The organism is Paenibacillus sp. YYML68, from assembly GCF_027923405.1.
GTDB lineage: Bacteria > Bacillota > Bacilli > Paenibacillales > NBRC-103111 > Paenibacillus_G.
The window spans coordinates 1,251,297-1,270,644 of the sequence record NZ_BQYI01000001.1 but is presented as its reverse complement, the minus strand read 5'-3'; the positions used below and the strand labels follow the sequence as shown (position 1 = coordinate 1,270,644).

The 19,348-nt window shown below is 51.7% G+C and carries 21 protein-coding genes; 4 read left to right on the top strand and 17 right to left on the bottom strand.

What is annotated here, in order from left to right:
* Nucleotides 1–30: 30 nt before the first annotated feature.
* The 5 genes from PAE68_RS05625 to PAE68_RS22765 all read right to left on the bottom strand — a co-directional run bounded on the left by PAE68_RS05625 (nucleotide 31) and on the right by PAE68_RS22765 (nucleotide 3,450).
* Nucleotides 31–1,071, bottom strand: coding sequence for a hypothetical protein (locus tag PAE68_RS05625; RefSeq protein WP_281884938.1), 1,041 nt, complete (start codon nucleotides 1,069–1,071; stop codon nucleotides 31–33).
* 48 nt (nucleotides 1,072–1,119) lie between these two features.
* On the bottom strand, nucleotides 1,120–1,227 hold the full coding sequence (locus tag PAE68_RS22770; protein WP_397378225.1) for a stalk domain-containing protein: 108 nt from the start codon (nucleotides 1,225–1,227) through the stop codon (nucleotides 1,120–1,122).
* Nucleotides 1,228–1,527: 300 nt separating this feature from the next.
* Nucleotides 1,528–1,710, bottom strand: coding sequence for a hypothetical protein (locus tag PAE68_RS05615; protein WP_281884936.1), 183 nt, complete (start codon nucleotides 1,708–1,710; stop codon nucleotides 1,528–1,530).
* Nucleotides 1,711–1,987: 277 nt separating this feature from the next.
* Nucleotides 1,988–3,130, bottom strand: coding sequence for an IS4 family transposase (locus PAE68_RS05610; protein ID WP_281884162.1), 1,143 nt, complete (start codon nucleotides 3,128–3,130; stop codon nucleotides 1,988–1,990).
* Between the two features lie 92 nt (nucleotides 3,131–3,222).
* Nucleotides 3,223–3,450, bottom strand: a complete 228-nt coding sequence (locus tag PAE68_RS22765) for an SMI1/KNR4 family protein (protein ID WP_397379395.1) — start codon at nucleotides 3,448–3,450, stop codon at nucleotides 3,223–3,225.
* A gap of 244 nt (nucleotides 3,451–3,694) precedes the next feature.
* On the opposite strand from PAE68_RS22765, the gene PAE68_RS05605 reads away from it, so the two are divergent.
* On the top strand, nucleotides 3,695–3,916 hold the full coding sequence (locus PAE68_RS05605) for a DUF2905 domain-containing protein (protein WP_281884934.1): 222 nt from the start codon (nucleotides 3,695–3,697) through the stop codon (nucleotides 3,914–3,916).
* Nucleotides 3,917–3,976: 60 nt separating this feature from the next.
* Here PAE68_RS05605 and PAE68_RS05600 read toward each other — a convergent pair whose 3' ends face one another.
* The 11 genes from PAE68_RS05600 to PAE68_RS05550 form a co-directional block, all read right to left on the bottom strand.
* On the bottom strand, nucleotides 3,977–5,203 hold the full coding sequence (locus tag PAE68_RS05600; RefSeq protein WP_281884932.1) for an RtcB family protein: 1,227 nt from the start codon (nucleotides 5,201–5,203) through the stop codon (nucleotides 3,977–3,979).
* A gap of 326 nt (nucleotides 5,204–5,529) precedes the next feature.
* Nucleotides 5,530–6,468 carry a DMT family transporter gene (locus PAE68_RS05595; protein ID WP_281884930.1) on the bottom strand — a complete coding sequence of 313 codons (939 nt, stop codon included), beginning with the start codon at nucleotides 6,466–6,468 and terminating at the stop codon, nucleotides 5,530–5,532.
* Between the two features lie 26 nt (nucleotides 6,469–6,494).
* Entirely contained in the window at nucleotides 6,495–7,052 is a 558-nt protein-coding gene (locus PAE68_RS05590) for a DICT sensory domain-containing protein (RefSeq protein ID WP_281884928.1), read from the bottom strand.
* Between the two features lie 61 nt (nucleotides 7,053–7,113).
* Nucleotides 7,114–8,427 carry a methyl-accepting chemotaxis protein gene (locus PAE68_RS05585; RefSeq protein WP_281884926.1) on the bottom strand — a complete coding sequence of 438 codons (1,314 nt, stop codon included), beginning with the start codon at nucleotides 8,425–8,427 and terminating at the stop codon, nucleotides 7,114–7,116.
* A 238-nt stretch (nucleotides 8,428–8,665) separates the two neighbouring features.
* Nucleotides 8,666–9,463 (bottom strand): energy-coupling factor transporter transmembrane component T family protein, encoded by a 798-nt coding sequence (locus PAE68_RS05580; protein ID WP_281884923.1) that lies wholly within the window; start codon nucleotides 9,461–9,463, stop codon nucleotides 8,666–8,668.
* A complete protein-coding gene (locus tag PAE68_RS05575) occupies nucleotides 9,460–10,332 on the bottom strand; it encodes an ATP-binding cassette domain-containing protein (RefSeq protein WP_281884921.1) in 873 nt (290 codons plus the stop codon). Before PAE68_RS05575 ends, PAE68_RS05580 begins: the two co-directional genes overlap by 4 nt.
* Nucleotides 10,308–11,273 carry an ATP-binding cassette domain-containing protein gene (locus tag PAE68_RS05570; RefSeq protein ID WP_281884918.1) on the bottom strand — a complete coding sequence of 322 codons (966 nt, stop codon included), beginning with the start codon at nucleotides 11,271–11,273 and terminating at the stop codon, nucleotides 10,308–10,310. The genes PAE68_RS05575 and PAE68_RS05570 overlap by 25 nt, the downstream gene beginning before the upstream one ends.
* Before the next feature lie 108 nt (nucleotides 11,274–11,381).
* A complete protein-coding gene (locus tag PAE68_RS05565; protein WP_281884916.1) occupies nucleotides 11,382–11,936 on the bottom strand; it encodes a biotin transporter BioY in 555 nt (184 codons plus the stop codon).
* A 114-nt stretch (nucleotides 11,937–12,050) separates the two neighbouring features.
* Nucleotides 12,051–12,563, bottom strand: coding sequence for a hypothetical protein (locus PAE68_RS05560; protein WP_281884914.1), 513 nt, complete (start codon nucleotides 12,561–12,563; stop codon nucleotides 12,051–12,053).
* A 30-nt stretch (nucleotides 12,564–12,593) separates the two neighbouring features.
* Nucleotides 12,594–12,872, bottom strand: coding sequence for a hypothetical protein (locus tag PAE68_RS05555; RefSeq protein ID WP_281884912.1), 279 nt, complete (start codon nucleotides 12,870–12,872; stop codon nucleotides 12,594–12,596).
* A 22-nt stretch (nucleotides 12,873–12,894) separates the two neighbouring features.
* On the bottom strand, nucleotides 12,895–14,871 hold the full coding sequence (locus PAE68_RS05550; protein WP_281884910.1) for a 3'-5' exonuclease: 1,977 nt from the start codon (nucleotides 14,869–14,871) through the stop codon (nucleotides 12,895–12,897).
* Nucleotides 14,872–15,096: 225 nt separating this feature from the next.
* Between PAE68_RS05550 and PAE68_RS05545 the strand changes: the two genes are divergently transcribed.
* A complete protein-coding gene (locus PAE68_RS05545; RefSeq protein WP_281884908.1) occupies nucleotides 15,097–15,765 on the top strand; it encodes a 3'-5' exonuclease in 669 nt (222 codons plus the stop codon).
* 394 nt (nucleotides 15,766–16,159) lie between these two features.
* On the top strand, nucleotides 16,160–16,597 hold the full coding sequence (locus tag PAE68_RS05540) for a transposase (protein WP_397378218.1): 438 nt from the start codon (nucleotides 16,160–16,162) through the stop codon (nucleotides 16,595–16,597).
* Between the two features lie 105 nt (nucleotides 16,598–16,702).
* Here the strand turns inward: PAE68_RS05540 and PAE68_RS05535 are convergent, their stop codons facing one another.
* Nucleotides 16,703–18,265: an IS3 family transposase gene (locus PAE68_RS05535; RefSeq protein WP_281884906.1), complete on the bottom strand. Its 1,563-nt coding sequence runs from the start codon at nucleotides 18,263–18,265 to the stop codon at nucleotides 16,703–16,705.
* A gap of 419 nt (nucleotides 18,266–18,684) precedes the next feature.
* On the opposite strand from PAE68_RS05535, the gene PAE68_RS05530 reads away from it, so the two are divergent.
* Nucleotides 18,685–19,332, top strand: coding sequence for a hypothetical protein (locus tag PAE68_RS05530; RefSeq protein ID WP_281884904.1), 648 nt, complete (start codon nucleotides 18,685–18,687; stop codon nucleotides 19,330–19,332).
* Nucleotides 19,333–19,348 lie beyond the last annotated feature (16 nt).

Here is a 19,348-nt window from a genome sequence, read left to right as displayed (position 1 = left end):
TCGTCTATATGAGGAGATTGTTGCTAAGGTCTACTTCGATATTCGAATTAGGTTTGAGTAAAAGTAGTCTCCTACTAAGCTCTTCAGACTTAAATCATCTAGCTTCAGCTCAACTATTTGAGGTGGAATTCGTCCACCGTCGGCGACACTACTTGTGAACAGAATTTTCCCGTTATCTGCAGACATCTTATCTACGATGGTAGGGAGTTCAAGGCCTTCTACTGTGAAATCGATCAAATTTACAATCGAGAGCTTCCCACCCCACATAGGAGTATCCACATAGGACATATGCAAAATAAAGAGTCTTTCATTAATTCTCAACATGGAAATAGGCGATTTCGGAATTTCCAAGCTAGCTTCTATCTGCAAGGTTTTCTTATTGATTTTATACAATTCAGTCATAGTTTGAGATTTACCTATTAATAGCACAGGAGCAGCATATAGATATTCACCGTGTTCCTGTAGAGCGTTTAATCTTACGGCATGATGTAACACCAGCTTAGATACGGAATATGTTGTCCAATCGATTTGGTATAGGAAGGACTTTGCGTCCCCTTCCTGTTCATACGGATCACCGGCGGTGACGTACAAATACTGTCCATCCATGACTGCATCTGTCAGATACCCAGTTAATTCAACGACTTGTTCAACGTGATAAGTCGATTTATTGATGATAACGATTTTACCTGAATCTCCTGTATCCAAATAAACGATTGCATTCGTCCCATTTTCGCCTTCTATAACTTTAATGGGTCGATTGTATTCTGAATTTAACGTTTTTATAATTTTTCCATCTTTAATTAGACTTACGTTATCTCGCTTACCGGATTTTTCTTCCGCAATAATAGGTACCCAAATCACATTATCCTGATCCATCGTGATATTCGACGATCGTGCGGATGGGATCGTAATCATAGAATGGGAACCTGAGACCGATTTGAGCTCTAATCCCTCGCTTGTTCTCTGAAATCCATAGATTCCTTCAGCATTCTCCTTGGCACAACCCATAATGGTCAATAAGAAAAGTAGCATTGTAAAAGAACATACCATGAATTTAGCCATTGAATTCATACTAAAACCTCAATTCTAGGTACCACCTGTAGCGGGATCAAGCATCACCTACGGTGTAAAAATCACAATACGGCTCTCATCGTCCCACTGCACCTTCGCTCCGAGCGCTTCGCTGACGAAGCGTATATTTAGCAACCTACTTTGATATTCTATCACGGTATACAATCACAGTGATTACATTTAAAATGATGGTAACGATGAGTAATAACGATGAGACAACCGCCACAGCACCCGTTACATCCATAAGTGCAGACCAATCCTCCATCTTTACCATATGACGATTGTAGAAAATCTGGAACAATAGCGAAAAAGCAGAACAACTGATGCTTATAAAAGCTAGAATGGTCCAATTCTTATGACCTTGCTTTTGATATCGCATGAGATTAACAACAGGAAGGATCCAAGCAATTAGTCCAAGCACGAGGCTCACAAGATTCAGATAACCCATACCCACAATTAATTCCACCTTTCCTTTAAACCCTTCCTTGGGTTCTGTTTAATCCATTTTCCAACTCCAGTATTTTGTTCCATTGGTGGAAATGAATCGATACAGCCAAGTTTCAAAATTGCAATGTAAATTCCCACAAGGTCTATGCATTGAAGCAAATTCTTTAACAAATATATAATCGTTTTCCCCATTAGTTAATCTTTCTAAATCAATAACAATGTGGTCTTGCAAAATACAAGCTACTTTTAGTAAATTCTTATCGTCATCTCTAATATGATGTAAATGAATAACCTCAGTTATTGAGTATATTATATTTTCTCACTAGCGTTGCATAAAACTCATCATCACTAATAACAAAAAATTCAGTCATTTATTCTGGGTCAATCAGCCAAAAGGTCGACCCCCATATAAAGGTAACCTGTCCATTTGGTAATTATATGTAATATGATCAATGTTTTGTCAATTGCACTAAACTCTCTTTCGCCTACCTGCAGATGTTCGACTGGGTTTGTAATGAATACGTTCCATCCAGATTTCTGCTGAATTCCATAGCAAGACCTTTAGCCACCGGTATAGATCCAGCAGACTGTGTTTGGTGCCCGTTTCCATCTTCACCAGCACGAGCAGACAAAAGGCGATGAGTGCCATCCACACCTGATTCATAACGGCTTGCTCACTGGTTCCATAAAATGTCTTGATGCGTACGTGCTGCTTCATCCATTTGAAGAATGTTTCAATCGCCCAGCGTTCCCGGTAGATTTGTCCGATTTCATCCGCCTCTAAGTCGAAGCGGTTCGTGAGAATGGTAATCGGATTGCCTTCGGTATCTTCCGTTTGGATCAATCGCAAGACGTTTTCCATTCGCTTCTGCGGTGTTCCGATGTACACCATTTCATCCGATTTCACACGAGCATCAGCTGGCAGTTTAAACGACTCAATCTGACGGATGGCGGTATTCTTTTTCGTCCGAGTCACAAAGAAAATGCCACGGTCGCAGTAGTCGTCAAACTTGGCGTAGTCGATATAGCCGCGATCAAACACGTAGGTGCAACCCACTTCATCAACCACGTCATCCAACTGACTGCGATCACTCTGCTTGGCGGGTGTCATCTTGACCTTCTCGGGAACAGCAGTTTCATCATCCATATACGCCAGGCGAAAGTGTAGCTTGATTCCAGCTTTCGTTTTCCGAAACTCAGCCCATTTGTATTTCTGCAGGCAAAGTCCGATGGTCGTAGAGTCGATGATCTTAAAATCTTTTCGCAGGGAAGGAGGAGCTTCGCTTCGGCGAATGTGCTGCACCAGCGACTGGAATACTTGTTCCAGCAAGGAAGAGTCGACTTGATTATGCTTCCGGCTTAACTGGGAGGCGGAGATTGATTGGATTCCGAGTTCCCTTTGAAAGTTTTCACAAAGCACATCGGCAGCTATTTCACGAAGCCCGTCTCGCTGCTGAATTTGCGCATGCAAGAACAATTTAAGGTACGACAATGTTGTAAGCTTCTTCACATATTTATCTTGTTCCATTTCACGAACACGATCTGTGAACGTCTTCGCACAAATTGGAGAAATCCATTTACCAAATGAAGAAAATAGGGTATCCTTGTCCATGGCTGATCCTTTTCAGTGGATTATGGACAGGTACTACCTGCCATTCCATTGTAAAGGATTTTTTCATGTCTGCGGAACAATTAGAGTGAATATTATGATGATTCTGAGAACATTAATGCAACGCTAGTGATATTTTCTCCACCGTACAAAGTGTGATCAAATAAACTGCAACCATTGCAAGTTTCGAGAAAATTCCGATAATCAAGTGGTATGTTTATACCTATCTCAGATTCTAATCGTTCTATGTCACTTTTACTTGCAGGCGGGTGAAACGTACATGAATAGGTGTCTATCTCACCATTCTTATTCTGTATATACATGAGATTATTAGTAACTTCTAATCTTTTCTTAAGACCTTCTATAGTTTTGCTCATGAGTAACCATTACTCCTTTCAAAAGAAAAGTCGAGGACAACAGAAGAACAGACTGTCCTCTTCTTTATTTTAAGAGTATAGCCACCAACCTTCAACTATAATTTGGTAAAAAAGAGGAATCGAGGATGCATCGCATCCGTTTTTCGGCGATAATAGTATCGTACATTCTTACATAAAGGAGTTGCCTCCCATGAGCTCGTTCCCCAAAATACTGATCATCACCGGAGCCATCCTGATCGTTGCTGGCTTGCTGTGGTCCGTTGTCGGTAAATTCATAAACCTCGGACGACTGCCAGGCGATATTGTCGTCGAAAAGGAGAATTTCAAGCTGTACTTCCCGATCGTGACGTGCATCGTGCTCAGTGTCGGGCTGTCGCTTGTGATGTACATCATTCGGCTGTTTACGAAGTAGACCGCTATGATATAACACAATCACTCGCGACATGACCTGCAGCTGTTCGTTCGAGCTGAATTAGTCCTTGTACGGGTCAAATTCATCCGCGCCCGCCATACAGACGCCGATCGGCTTCAGCACATGCAGCACCTCGATCGTCTCCGCATGCGCGTCCAGCACCTCCTGCAGCCTGCGGTAGACGAATGGGCTCTCATCGGTGCCAGCTCCTCGTAGCTCGACGCCGAAGCCGCGGACGGCCTCATACATCTGAGCGGCGGTGATGGCGCCGCCCGAACGGGTGCGGGTCTTCCAGTTCATCTTGCCCGCCGCCTGCGTGCGGCTCATGATGCGTCCTGCGCCGTGTACCGTGCTGTAGAAGGCGTCCTCATTCTCCGCCGTAGCCTTGCCCCTCACGATGACCGATATGTCGCCCATGCTGCCGCCGATGAAGCCAAGCTGTCCCGGCGCAGATGGTGTCGCTCCCTTGCGCACGACGACCGTGTCACGACCATGATGCTGCTCCTGCCACGCGTAGTTATGATGGTTGTGCACCTCCATATCCGCCTGAGCACCGAGTATGGACAGCACCTGCTCCATGACGACATCCCGCCCTGCATACGCATACCGTCCGGCCAGCTTCATCGCCCGGTAGTACATGTCGCCCAGCTCGCTCGCCAGCTCCAGCAGCACAGGCGGCTGGTCCATCGTCTCCCCTGGTGCCTTCCCGAGAAACTCGCGGCCCGCCGCCATATTCATGAAGCCGCTCGCCGTCTTATGTCCGAAGCCACGGCTGCCGAAGTGATTACCGACCCACAGTCGCCCTGTCGCCTGCTCCTCGAACAAATCCACATAATGATTACCGCTTCCAACCGTTCCTAGCTGCTCGCGGGCTAACGCCTTCAGCTTATCGTGCTCCTGTCGTCCAATCGACTTGTAGACCGACCAATCCGGGTCGTCGAATAGCTCGTGGTCGATTCGCTCCTTATTGACGCGTCCGACCCCGAACGACACCTTACGCGCGAGCTCATCCATGATCCGAGCGAGCTGAGGCTTCACCTCATCGGCCATGAGGTTCGTGCGAACCGCCTTGTTGCCGCAGCCGATATCGTAGCCGACCCCTGACGGGGAGATCTGCCCGTCGTAGGCGACAACTCCCCCGATCGGCTGGCTATAGCCCTTATGATGGTCGGCCATGAGGAGCGTCTGCACGACGCGGCCGTGCTCTTGGCACATCACCGCCTGTGCCAGCGCTCCCGCATCCGGTGAGCCCCATACCCGGACACCGTTGATGATTTGGTAAGACATGTTGATTACACTCCTTAACTAGTAGCTGGTATAGATAACAACAAAAAAAGCCATGGACCTAAGTGTCCATGACCATAATTTCATATATGCTGAGAAACGCACACCTGTACTTACACCATGCTAAGACGTAAGCCAGCTGCCCGTGTCAGGCTTCTCCCAAGGTCCGAGACAAATCCGTATGAGCTGATATATTCAGTTGCGAAGTAGGAACGTTCGTCTTGTGTTGTTTTGTTGAGTTGTGTGAATAGCAACGTCATCGGACTCCTTTCCTTGGAAAAACTGAGATATTCAGATCTTACACGACGAACCAATTACTGTCAATGAATTTATTGAGGCTGCAAAGGCAGCTGAAGCTTGCCCGCCCGCTGCACTGGCTCGCTACGCCAGGCTAGGAGCAACACCGACGTGTAGATCATCGCTGCTCCGCACAGCTGAATCGGCGTGATGCCTTTGTTCAAGAACACCCAATTGAGGAACACCGCTGTAGCAGGGAAGAACAGCTCCGCGACCGTCGCGTAGGACGCCTTCGTCTCACGCAAGCCCCGGTAATAGAGCAGCATTGCCATCATGCCGGGCACGAACGTCAGCAGCACCATGTACATCCATGAAGAAGCAGACAGCGACGCCGCCTGCAGCAGCTCCCCGCCCTGCACGATCAGCAGCCCGAGCAGGAACGGAACCGCGAAGACGAAGCGGGCAGCCGCCAGCTCCGTGAACGAGAGCTTGCCGAGCAGGCTGCGTCCGAACGCCGTCCCGCAGCCCCATAGCAGCGCAGCTCCGATCGCGAGCAAGGAGCCGATCCAGTCCTCGTAAGGGACAGACAGGAACGGAGCCTTCAGGCCGAAGGAGAGCAGGTACGCCCCGAGCAAAGCTAGAGGAAGCAGCAGCAGATACAGCCTCGGCAGCCGCTCGCTGAGCATGAGCCTCGCGGTCGTTATGGCGAACAGCGGCTGAAACTTTTGCAGCAAAATGACAACGCTCGGGTTGCCATGTCGGAACGCCTCAGTGAACAGCCATGTCGCGAGGCCGGAGCTTCCCCATGAGATCAGCAGGAGCAGCACCCAATCCTTGCGGCTAAGACGGGAGAGCGCTGTGCGTCGCATGAGCAGGAATGGCACGGCGATCAGGCATAGCAGCAGATGCTCAGTTAATACAATCTCCGTCGAAGTCATCGATTGAAGCAGCGGGGTGCGCAGGATGGCGTCGGTTCCCCAGAGCGCAGCGCCGAAGCCGACGAGTGTAAGTCCGATCGAAGTACGATTCATCGCGTAATCATCTCGTTTCTGTAGGATTAGTTCGAATCGATGGCGGATTGCAGCAGCTGTGCAGCTTGATCTACGACCTTCGGCTGGTTCGACTTGATGCCTATGAAGTTGCGGTTCTCCTCAATATCATGGGTGCCGAAGCCGTCGAGATCGTAGGCGGTCATCATCATTTTCATCACAGGCGCCTGGATGACGAGGAACCATTCCCGAATAAGCGGATGATCGGCTGGGAGCGACACATATTCAATATTCGGATGGTGCGGCATCTCCTTATCGTTCTCCCCGAATATGTAGACCTTCTCCGCATGGTCCGCCATTGCGCAAAAACGCTCCAGCACAGGCTCCACGCATCGCGATAGCTTCTGGAAGCCCGCATATATACGTGCCCGTGGCTTCTTCGTGATGACCATGTTCTCCATGATGAGGCACATGTACTCCAGCTGCGGCACCTTCGTCTCATACTTCAGGCTCGCTGTATCGAGCTCCTGTCGGCTCAGCATGCCGGTTACGCGCTGCACGTCACCCTCCGTCTGCTGAAACACGTCACGGTACAAGGATACGTCCTTCGTGAGCATTGTCATCATCTTCATCCTCTTTTCAATTGAATTATGTATCGAGTTCTGTGATCTCAGGCTAAGCTTCAGGTTAAATGGAGTACGCTCGCGTCCACTCGACTTGCTCCAGCTCGACACCAGAGGCTGCGAATTGCTCATGGAACTGGGCATTCAAGCTCTTCAGCACGTCGATGGAGGTCGTCAGCTCCATCACGGCCATCAATTGAATCTGTGAGGCTTCCGCAGAGCCATCTACCCTAGACACGACGTCCTCAGACAGAGAGGTCAGCTCCTGCAGCTGCGCCGATAGCTGCTCATACATATGCTCAAGACCGCTCACATGCTGCTCCATGCGAGCCTCCACCGCAAGCACATCGGAAGCGGAGACGCCAATGTCCGCGAGCAGCTGCTTCACCGAGCCCGTCATGACCGAGCTGCCGGCAATGATGTCAAGCTGCTTCTGCAGCTCGGTCGATGTGCGGGACGATTGCTGCATGAGCTTACGGGTAAGTCCATCCAGCTCCGTGGACAGCCGCTTGGACTGGACGGACAGCTTCCGTATTTCTTGAGCGACGATCTGGAAGCCTGCCCCAGCTGCTCCCGCGTGTGCAGCCTCAATCGCCGCATTGAGCGACAGCAGCTGCGTCTGGTCAGCGATTTCCTTAATCGAATGCAGCATCGTCTGGATCGTACGAAGGGAGCTGAAGAACTCGTTGTACTGCTCGTAGGTAAGCTTCGACGCCAGCTCAATCTGCTCCATGCTCCCGAGCAGCCGATCGATCGTCTGACTGCCATCGTGCATCTGGCTCGTCAACCGGTTCGTCTGCTCAACCGTGCGATGTACATCGGACTTCGTCTCGGCGAATTGCTGCTCCAGTTGCGCGGAGTTGTGCAGCGTCTCTCGGGCCTGCTGCACCTGCACCTCCAGTGACTGCATGATCTCGGTCGACACTTGAGCGATGTGCTCGGCTCTCGACTCGACCTCGACCGTATTGCCGGTAATCGACTCCGCAACCGTATCGGCGTGACGAATAATCGAGGACAGCTTGCGGAACAGCTCCGCCTCTCCTCTGGTAGAAGCCGTACCTGCAGCCGTATCTGCAGCCGTATCTGCAGCCGTATCTGCAGCCGTATCTGCAGCCGTACCTACAGCAGATTGCCCATGCGCCTCGCCTCTTGACTGCTCCCAAGCAGCAAGCTGCATCTGTGCAGTCTCCCCACTCTCCATTACGATACGGTGGGAGTGCGAATCACCCTCGCGTCCCTTGTACGCATGCAGAGCAAGGGCGGATGAGCTCACGACATAGATCAGGAAGCCTGACACGTTAGAAACTAGCAGCATGAGCACAGCGCCAGACGTCCACAAGGTGATCGGCACCCGATGCTTATTCCATACACCTAGCATGTTGCACCTCAATTCTTTCCAAACAAAGTTTGAATAAAGATTTGTATAATGTTTGTATAACTATAGTATATAGTTTTTTAACGTTTGGCAATACTTATTTTTCACCCGAGGAAAGCGAAGAGCCGTCATGACAAGCAGCTGAGGCTACTCATCATGACGGCTCTTATTCGTAACCAATTCGAAGGTGTTATAAACATGAATATCGCCCGTAGCACGTTGACCATTGGAGCGAGATTCGCTATATGAACACGGCAGCAACCGCCCATAGAATGATCACCATACCTGCCACCACATCCAGACGCGCAAAAACGAGCTCCTGCAGCAGCGTACGCGGTGCTCTCGGGTTATACCCGCGAGCCTCGATGGCGAGCGCCAGGCTATCCGCCCGGCTGAAGACGAAGACGAACAACGGCACGATCATCGAGCTGACCGCACGAAGGCGCCCCCTCCATGTTCCGGAATGAAGCTGTGCCCCTCTAGCGAGCTGCGCCTTGCGAATCTTGTCCGCCTCTTGAAGAATGACGGGAATGAACCGCAATGTAATCGACAGCATGAGCGCCAGTTGGTGCGACGAGATGCCGACGACCTGCAGCGGACGCAGCAGACGCTCAAGACCTGCCGTCAGCTCGGTCGTCTTCGTCGTCAGCGTAACCAGCGAGGCGGCGGTCACCATGAGCAGCACCCGCGCCGCCGTCGTCACCGCGAGCAGCACACCTTCACGGTACACCACGACTGCGCCCCATTCCAGCAGCTTCACCTCTCCAGCCGAGAAGAAGACGTGATACGCCGAGGTGACCGACAGAATGAGCAGGATCGGCAGCATCCCCCTCGCCACATGGAGAAGCGGCAGGTTGGAGAGTGCCAAGGCCGCCGCGATGAAGCTGCTGCACAGGCCGTAAGCTACGAGGCTATCGATACGAATCACGACGGCGATGAATACGAGCACCGCGAGCAGCTTCGTGCGCGGATCGAGCTTGTGCAGCAGTGACTCCCGGGGAACATACTGCCCCACAAGGATGGAACGACCTCTACTCATATCCGACCTGCCTTCTGCAGATAAGAAGCTGCGATCGTCGCGAGGATGTCCGCCTTGCGCACCGAACGCACCTCAAGCGTAAGTCCCAGCCTCGTCTGAATCGCTTCCAACAACCGAACAGCAGGCGGCAGCGCCAGCCCGAGCTCCTCCAGCTCCTGTCTATGCGTGGTAAAAAGCTGCAGAGGCGTCGTCTGGTACCGTACCGTGCCTCCGTCCAGCACCATCACATCCGTGCACAGCTCCGCGATATGCTCCATCTCGTGTGTAATCCATATGACCGTGCGCTCGGGGGACGACTGCTGCCACTGCTGGATCAGCGTCAGCACAAGCTGCTGACCCCGCGGGTCGAGTCCAGCTGTCGGCTCATCCAGTATGAGCACCCTCGGCTGCATCGCGAGCACTCCCGCGATCGCCACCCGCCGCTTCTGACCGCCGCTCAGCGTCAGCGGCGGTTGTTCGAGCACACCGTCGCTTAAGCCGACCTGATGCAGGGCGTCTAGCACGGTTGCCCTCACCTTCTCCTCCGTCCAGCCGAGATTGCGCGGGCCGAAGGCGATATCGCTATATACCATATCCTCGAATAGCTGATGCTCCGGCTGCTGGAAGACCAATCCAACCGACTCCTGCCAGGATGGCCGCCGCCCGCTTGCTGAGGTCAGATCGTCATCGCCTGCCTGAATCGAGCCGCTCGTCGGCTGCAAGAGACCTTTCACTAGCTGCACCAGCGTCGACTTGCCCGATCCGGTCCGACCGACAAGTCCGATGATGCGACCAGACGGTAGCTCGAGCGTCACATCACGCAGCACAGGCCGCTCGAACGGCGACCCTGCGTCATACGTATAGGCTACTTGCTCCAATCGAATGTGCATAGATACTCCACCAATTCTCCCTCTGTCAGTATGGTACGTGGGATCGGGACCCCCCGCCGAATCAGCTCCTCCCGAGCTTCTACAGCGAAGGGCAGCGGCAGGTCAAGCTCGGCGGCGACATCGACAGCGGCAACCGCATTGGCATTCGCATCGGCAGCGGCATCCGTACAGAACAGCTGCCGCGGTGACCCGCATCGAATTAGCTTACCCTCGTGCAGCACGATGACATGGTCAGCCAGTATCGCTTCGTCCATATGATGAGTAATGGTGACGATCGTCAGCCCTTGGTCACGCAGCTGCTTCTGTATGCGGAGCAATTGCTCCCGGCCTACAGGATCCAGCATCGACGATGCCTCATCGAACACGATGACGTCCGGCTGCAGGGCGAGTACCCCTGCGATGGCGACGCGCTGCTTCTGCCCTCCAGACAGCCGCTCGATCTCCGCTTCGGCATGCGAAGCCATGCCGACCTGCTCCAACGCCTCCAGCACACGGTCCATCATCAGTGCGCTCGGGTACGCCAAGTTTTCAAGTCCGAAAGCAACATCCTCAGCGACCGTCGGCGCTACGATCTGGTCGTCAGGGTTCTGGAATACGATACCGACGCGTGGTCTGCGGACGTTACTTGGCTCCGCGCCTTGCAGCCGTACCTGGGAATGGGCATGCAGATGGTTCTTCTCCTGGTCTAGGCTATGCATCGGGGCTTCAGCTTGACCCAGCAACGTCCCTCGAGTCCTGTCATCCGCCTTACCCAACAAGCGGACCGAGCCTTCGTCCGGCTGCAGCAATCCCGCGATTAATTGGGCAGCAGTCGACTTGCCCGAGCCATTAGCGCCTATGATCGCCGTGAGCTGTCCTCGAGGTATCGTGAACGATACCGCTTGCAGCACAGGCTGCGCGTGCGGGATATAACTGTAAGTCACGTTGTCGAATTGGATCAACTGTCGTCCTCCTTACCCAGTCTCCATCCTATCTTCGAAAAAAGGCCTGCCCGTCTCACAACACGGGCAAGCCTCCCCCTCTACGAGGGGCTATGTATACCATTCATCTTACTTGCCTGACCGCCGCAGCAGCTGCGGCATCGCACGATGAATGCGAGCAGCGAGCAATGAGGCAACAACGGCCTTGATCAGATCGCCAGGAATGAACGTCAGGTTGCCGAGCATAAGCTTCGCCAGCGGAGCCTTCGTAATGAGCGCCGAATAAGGAATACCGATCGCATACACAACCAGAATGCCACCGACGATGTTGATAAGTATGAGCTTCCACACCTTCAAATCCCGAGCATAGCGATGGACGAGCACACCAATCACGAATGCTGCCAGCGGCCAGCTTAACAAGTATCCGCCTGTCGCCCCAGTAATAATACCCATCCCACCGCGGCCACCGGACAAGATCGGCGCTCCGAAGGCGACGAGAATGACGACCAGCAGCATGCTGATACCGCCTAGCCGCGCGCCAATCAAGCTCCCAGCAAGCATAACCCCAAGCGTCTGCACCGTAATGGGCACAGGTATGTAAGGAATCGGAATAGCAGGAATAAGTCCGAGCACAGCTACAACTGCGGCCATAATCGCCGCGTAAACCATATCTTTGATGTTCACGACCATAGAACCCCCGTTCGTTCAATATCGACAGCGCTGAGTGAAGCCGATGCACAGTCAACGTCTAACTTTACAGCCGGCCTGCTGATGTGTCAATAGAGGACTTGTACATCATTACTGCTCGAATATTCGGTTGATTCTGGACTGAAAATGGCTGGTAGACCACACCTTGTTGCCCTTGTTATCTCGCATAGGCTGCATCACGAGTCCGATGAGCTGACGATACGTCAGCCACTTCCCGCTCTCCGCTGCGTGTATGAACTGGAACAGCTGCAGTATCGTAATGCCCATAAGCAGCATACACAGCAGATGAAGCGGCAACAGCTGAGCAATCTCCTCGACGTGAAAGACGAAATATGGTACATACACACCCGCAGCCAGCACACCTTGAATGAATGCCAGCCTCTGCAACAGGCTGATCGAATGCCGCTGCTTCGCGAGTCTCAGGTACAAATAATGACCGAGCGTCAATAAGTACAGAAGCATAGCTTCAAATTGCACAATAAACGTCATTTTGACCGCTACATCGAGCGCAAGCCCGAGCAGCATACAGACCGCGAACGTAAGCAGCAGCAGAGAGATGAAGACGAGCTGCAGGTGGCGGGATTTCATTTTTAATAAAAACATTAGTGGATGCTCCTTCAGAGATAATTAAGGCTACCTGCGGCTCCTCAGCTTCAGCACGAGCAGCTTGCCCGCGATAAACACGAACATGCCACCCGCCAGCTGCAGCAGCACGAGAACCAATGAATCGAGTGGGCGGCCTACAACACCGAATGCGACCTTCTGCTGCATATGATCGACCGATTCGTAGGCATTCACAATATCGGGAACGTATTGCCTCGTGGTGTAATAGCTCCAGCCTATGACAGCAGCGTAGTACAACACGACCATCACGGTAGAAAAAATAACCGCCTGCTTCAACGTACGCTTCATACGTCTGCACTCCCTTCCATACTCACCCGGATTGACTACCCGGCTTCGACTTCGACTCCATCCTCTGCTCGCTCCGCTGCTTCAGCACGCCATCGAGATACTGCGTATACTTCGACTGTCCGCTGTACGTCAGGAACAGCCACTCCAGCGCCCGCGTCATCGCGATGTACAGCAGCGCCACCTCGCGCTCCTCCTGCTCCTCGAGAGGGAACGGCATGTTCTCGACGTTGACAATGAACACCGCTCGGAAGTCGAGCCCCTTGGCGCTGTCAATCGTCGTAATCTTGATCGTCGGCTCCTCGCGGAGGAAGCTGCGCTTCGCGTCGGCATTTTCCGTAATCCACGTGTAGGACAGGTCGTGCTGCCTGAGACTGCGCCGAATGTCGTCGATGTACGAATACCGGTGACTGTTCTTCACCCGATACAGTATCGCGATGTCCTGCAGCGGAATGCCCTTCTCCCGATGGAGGAACAGAATGGACTTCGACACGAAGTTCATCTCCTCCTCGAGGCTGCGGAAGCTGCGGATGATCGGCTCAGGTCCCTTGCGCTTCGTCGCCTGCGGCGGTATGATGTCCACCCCGTCCACGGTGCCCTGCTGCACCTTATGCTGGAGCTGAGAGTGCGCCCGGTAGAAGTCCCAGGCGAACGTGACGATCTGCGACGTGTTGCGGTAGTTGATCGACAGTATCTTGGACCGCCCGCGAAAATCTAACCCCACATGCTGCGCGAGGCTCGTCTTGCGCTTGAAGATCGACTGCGCCCGATCCTCCACCAGCAGCAGCGACTGCGTATCCGGATTCAGACAGCGGCTGAGCAGCTTCAGCCAGTCGGCCTCGAAGTCTTGTCCCTCGTCGATCATGATCGCGTCGTACATCGGCACGATCGCTTCCTCCCGCTCAAGCTTAGCAAGCAGCGCCGGGATGTCGGTGTCCTTCATCCGCAGACTGTTGCGCAGCCACTCGTGGAAGTTGTACACCTCGACGTTACCTGTGCTTGAGCCGCTTCCTGCTCCACCTGCCTTACTACCGTTAACACTGTTGCTAGAGCCTGATCCTGCGTCCTCGGCCTGCTGGATCAGGTCCAGCAGATCCTCCGGCTCGCTCATCATCCGCTGCACCATCTGCTTCAGGCTGCGGGACAGCGGAATGCCGTAGCATAGAATGAGGATGCGCCAATCAGGATGCTCCTTCGCCAGCAGCTTCGCCCGACTTGCGAGCACGAGCGTCTTGCCGCTGCCTGCCACTCCGCGAATGAGACGGTGCTTGTCTCCGAGCTGCTTCGCCATATTTTCCTGATGGAGATCCATCGTCTTAATATTATGAAGCGACAGCAGCAACTGGTCCTGATGGCGGAGCGGCGACTTGAAGTCTGCGCTGATCCGCACCTCGGGGAACAGGTGGAATCGGATCGCCTGCACGTCCTCGTCGGAGAGCAGCGTCCGCCGCGGATGCCAGATCGTGAACATGCCGAACAGCTTGTCGCGCAGCACCTCAGCATCGAAGCCGTCTTCATCCGGGTCGATCTCATCGCGGCTCAGCACAAATTGCGGCTCCATAACCTGGTACAGGTCAAGCCTAATGAAATCCTCCTGCTTCAGACGGGTGAACACGGTTCCGTAGCCGTACGGAAACTTCAGATGAGTGCTGTCTTCTTGTACGAGATTCTTGTCCTTCTTGAGCTGATCGTGGATGATTCTCGCATTATCCCGCGCCTGCTTCAGCGGACTCTTCGTCTGAACCCTCTCGCCGGACTTGCTGTGGATCGTCCACTCATCATGATTCAGCTGGTACAGTGAATTGACAGTATAATCCTTCACCTCAAGCACGACAAGACCTAAGTCCGGTCCGATGATGACGAAGTCCGGTCGTCTGCCGCGAATCTCCGGCTCGTAATATACAATATAATCGCTCGGCAGATGATCTCTCAGCGTCTGGAACAAGACCCGCTCACCGGCCGTCGCGCTTCTTGGAATAATATCTGGAACGGTGTATGCCATGATGGTTACTCGAACTCCTTCATTACAATTCAGGTGGGGCGGGCACCTACGCATTCGTGCTAGAGGAGAGGCTTGCGCCCAATAGAGTTATTATAGTACGAATGGCATGGATTGAGTATACAGCAGCTGTAAAATCTACCCCCGAACATCCATTCCCTGACAGCATGCTGACACTTTGTTGTGGTATGATAGAAGCAGCAGTACAGCCGAAGGGAGCCTCTACATATGAATTATATCGTATTCGACATGGAGTTCACCGTATTGCGGAAGCGGCAGCACCTGGCAGACATACTGGAAATCGGCGCAATTAAGCTCAATGATGACGACGGCGTGCTGGGCATGGTGGACCTGTTCCATACGTACGTGCAGCCGGTTCATTATAAAACGATTAATGCGATGACGACCCAATTCACGGGCATAACGCAGGAGCAGGTCGATGCAGCGCCTTCATTCACTGAGGCCATGCATCAGTTCCAGGATTGGCTCGGCGAAGCTCCGTACTACTTATGTGCATGGGGCCCTGATGACAAGCAGCAGCTCGTCCGAGGCTGCCGAGAGCATATGCTGAAGCTCGACTGGATTCGCAACTATAACGACATCCAGCTGCAATATACGCGACTGCAGGGCGGCGACCAAGGCGGCAGACTCGGTCTCGCGCGAGCGCTCGAGGCAGCGCAGCTCCCGTTCTTCGGCAGTCACCATCATGCGCTCGACGACGCCTTCAACACAGCGAAGCTGTTCCTGCGCGCATTCCCGCAGCTGCAGCTGGAGGAGAACAACGCTGCGGACGAGCAGCTGTATACGTCGACGGTCGTCTATTCGACCGACTCGGCGGCCGATGCGTCAGACAGTCCGTTCGCTCGTCTGGCGGGTCTGTTGGATACGGCGATGTAGAGAAGGCGACCGAATAAAGCATATGAGATGAAACATTTTTTCGATGAAATACCTTTGAATATGGGACGACTTGATAACGGATTACAAGTCGATCGGACAGAATTAGAAGAAACTTAATTCTTTCGTAGCATGAAATGATTAACTGATCTACGTAGATAAGGAAATATAGAACACACTTCATTTCTAGTGTGTTCTATATTTCCTCCTGTAACACCTAATATTATATCTTCCCGATGTCTACGGAAAGTAAAGTCTTAGACGCCCCTGCCGCATTAGCGGCAGGGGCGTTTATCCTGAGAATATCGTTTCGTAAGAACGCCTAAAAAAGGCAATACGAAAGTAACCCTTCGACACACAATCTGTCCAACTAAGTGTAGCCGATTCAGATTCTTCAGTGATTGGTGATTTCACCTGTCAACTCGGAACGCCTCAGTGTCGCTCAACACAACATCATCGTGTAGATATCTTTCGGGATTTCGAAGGAAGAGAGATTCGCGTCGTCACGGGCTTGATGGGCGTAAGTGCAGAACAGATTGCCTTAATCTATAAAGCTCGTTGGCAGATCGAGGTATTCTTTCGCTGGATTAAGCAACATCTTAACATCCCCACGCTATTTGGCACGACAAAAAATGCCGTTTATGGCCAACTGTTCTCCGCGCTGATCGTCTTTGTGTTGCTCAAATGGTTGTTTGATGGGACCCGTCAAGGAGTTCCTCGTCATGCTAACCTTAGTTTCGTTCGGTTCGCTCGCTTGCTGCTCTTGAACGACTTGTCCGCAGAGTGGCTTATTCGAATACATCGGTTGATGTCGTGTTTTTTTAGTCCGAGTTAATTACATATCTTGGTAAATCAAAAGACCTGCTCTAAACCTTATCTTTTCAGATACGGTGTTTGTCAATATAGTTGTCGTGAATCTTTGAAAATTAAATAGAGTCAATCAGGCTTGTGTCGCCGTTGTTGTAGCTATGGAGTGCTGGACTTTCTCGGGATTAAGATACACTCGTTCGTCTAGACTCCAGTTCCTTATCTTCCCGGACCACCGCCTTGGGTTGTCCTGTCTAGCTTGTTCGTACACTCGCTTTCTCTTCTCAAAAATCTGTTCAGCAAGTCCCTTATGCCTTTGGTTAGGGGTCAGGAAATTAAGCCCGCTGTGGTGATGCTCAGTGTTATACCAATGGACGAACTTCCGTACCCATTCACGGGCTTCTGTCGTCGACTTAAATCCATGTAACGGGTAGCTGGGGCGGTATTTGCAGGTGCGAAACACCGACTCGGCGTAAGGGTTATCGTTGCTGACACGCGGCCTGCTTTTGGAGGGCGTGATTCCTAGGCTGTATAACGTTTCAAGTAGAGTGGCACCCTTCATCGGACTCCCGTTATCCGAATGCAGGACCAGCGGCTCCTTACGCACAACACACTGTTCGCTCAGGACCGTTCGACGAACCAATGTGCTCGCATGCTCCGCGGATTCTTCATTCCATACCTCCCAGCCTACGATTTTTCGGCTGAATAGATCCAGGATGAGATAGAGGTAGTAGAATAAACCCTTCACAGGACCAGGCAGCCAGGTGATGTCCCACATCCACACTTGGTTGGCCGCCACAGCACAATGGCTCGTTAACGGCTTCGAAACAGGCTTCTTACTGCGACCTCGATGGTGCTGCTGTCCATGAGCATGCATTACGCGATAGAATGTCGATTCGGACGCCATGTAGACACCCTCATCAGCCAGTCGTGGTACGATTTGGCTAGGTGGAAGGCTCTTGTATGCCGGCTGATTCACGACCTCGATAATCTGTTGTCGTTCCACTTCACTTAGCTTGTGGGATGGGGCAGGCCTTACCGCATGCGGCCGTTGATCCTCTTGCGGTGCGCCCTCTTTGCGCCACCGCTGCAAGGTCCGCTGCGTTAATCCGATCTCTTGGCATGCCGCCTCTTCTTTGGCTCCAGCATCTACTGCTTCTTGGATCAGTTCCATGGCCATTCGTCGATCTGAGGCACTGATCATGCGTCCTCTTGGTCCCCCAGATCGACTGTGCCTTTTTCGCAGCACGAGAAGCGCTGCCGTTTCGGCTAGAGCAGCTTCCTTTCGTTTTAACTCCCGAGTGAGCGTCTTCATTTCTCGCTCTTTAGTTCGGAGTTCTTTTTGCAGCTGGGATGCCTGTTGGGCGAGTCCACCATTGGCTTGCATACAAGCATCCCGCCAAGCTTCAATCTGTTCTGCGTAGAGTCCTTTGGCACGACAGTATTCGGCCAGTTCGACTTCGCTCAACGTAGCGGTTTCCAGCACAATCGAAAACTTATCCCGACTACTCCATTTCTCGGGCTCTGCTCCGCCACCTGGAACGACAGCGCCGTTCGCTCGGGCTTCTTTTTGCCACTTGTACAGCGTCCCTTCGGACAGGCCGCTGTCTCTTGCAATCTGACTCACAGATTCATTATGCGGGGGGATCATTCGTAGTTGTATGTTGCGTTTCAATTCCTCACTGTATCTAGCCATCGTCCGTCACCTCTGCCTCTCTGGTTCTACTATACTTTTTATCGAGGGGTACGACAACTATTGTGACACAGGGGGGATATAGTCAAGTTTCACAACCCTTTCAGTTATTCGTAAGTGTCAAATAGCCCTCATCTTAAAAACAAGGTGGGGGCTATTTGACGCTTACCTTTAAATAGAGAACTGTACTCTGAAAATCGGAAATTCAATCTAACGTGTGAAATATCGGACACTGCATGATTCGAACAACATTTCAATAAATGAGGTTGTATTTATCCTGAGTGAAACTCCTTATAAGATGTATGACGAAACAGCTTAAACAGTTAGGGATTGACTGAATAAGCTAAATCCCTTTCGGATTACAAATGCAGATATAATTACAACACCTATCAAAACTAATTTGAAGGAGAGTTGATTTAATTATGCCAGATTTCTCGAACGATAGATTATGTGGGGTTACTTCGTTACAAAATTTTAGTGGTATTCGTTGTAATCTTAATTTACCTAATGCCATTGAAATTGGCGACGATTACTTTGGAATGCAAAAAAATACGGATTACGTGAACTTTTACCTCATTCATAATGCCTACGTTGAATGCGGAGTATCCTATTCGTACAAAAATACAACGAGTCCTCACTGGCGAGTATTCATGAATACAGGAGCATTTTATTATACTGCGGATACTGGTTTAGGACATGGTGATTATGATAATCCACATTGGATGACCAAATTTATTGAAGAGGTAGGATTAAACTTCGGTTTAGGAAGCACCATTAGCCTAGAGTTACTTCCAACAGGATCTAGTACGACCTTTAAAGTAAACGGTAAGTCATTCACTCTTCCCAACTATCACAAACAGTTTAATGCTGCGGTTGGATATACGATGGGATGCGAGGATTTTTACGGGTATTGTTCTCACAGCACAGCGACCTTCTCCCAAGTACAGTTCCTGAATAATGGTAGTTGGGTGGATTGGAGTTATGGTTGGGGGTATGCGGTTGAGGACAAAAGAGCTGAACCGTATGGCATCTACACTCGAAATCCGCTATCTGCTTATCTGCAAAAATAATACGAAGAAGGAGGGG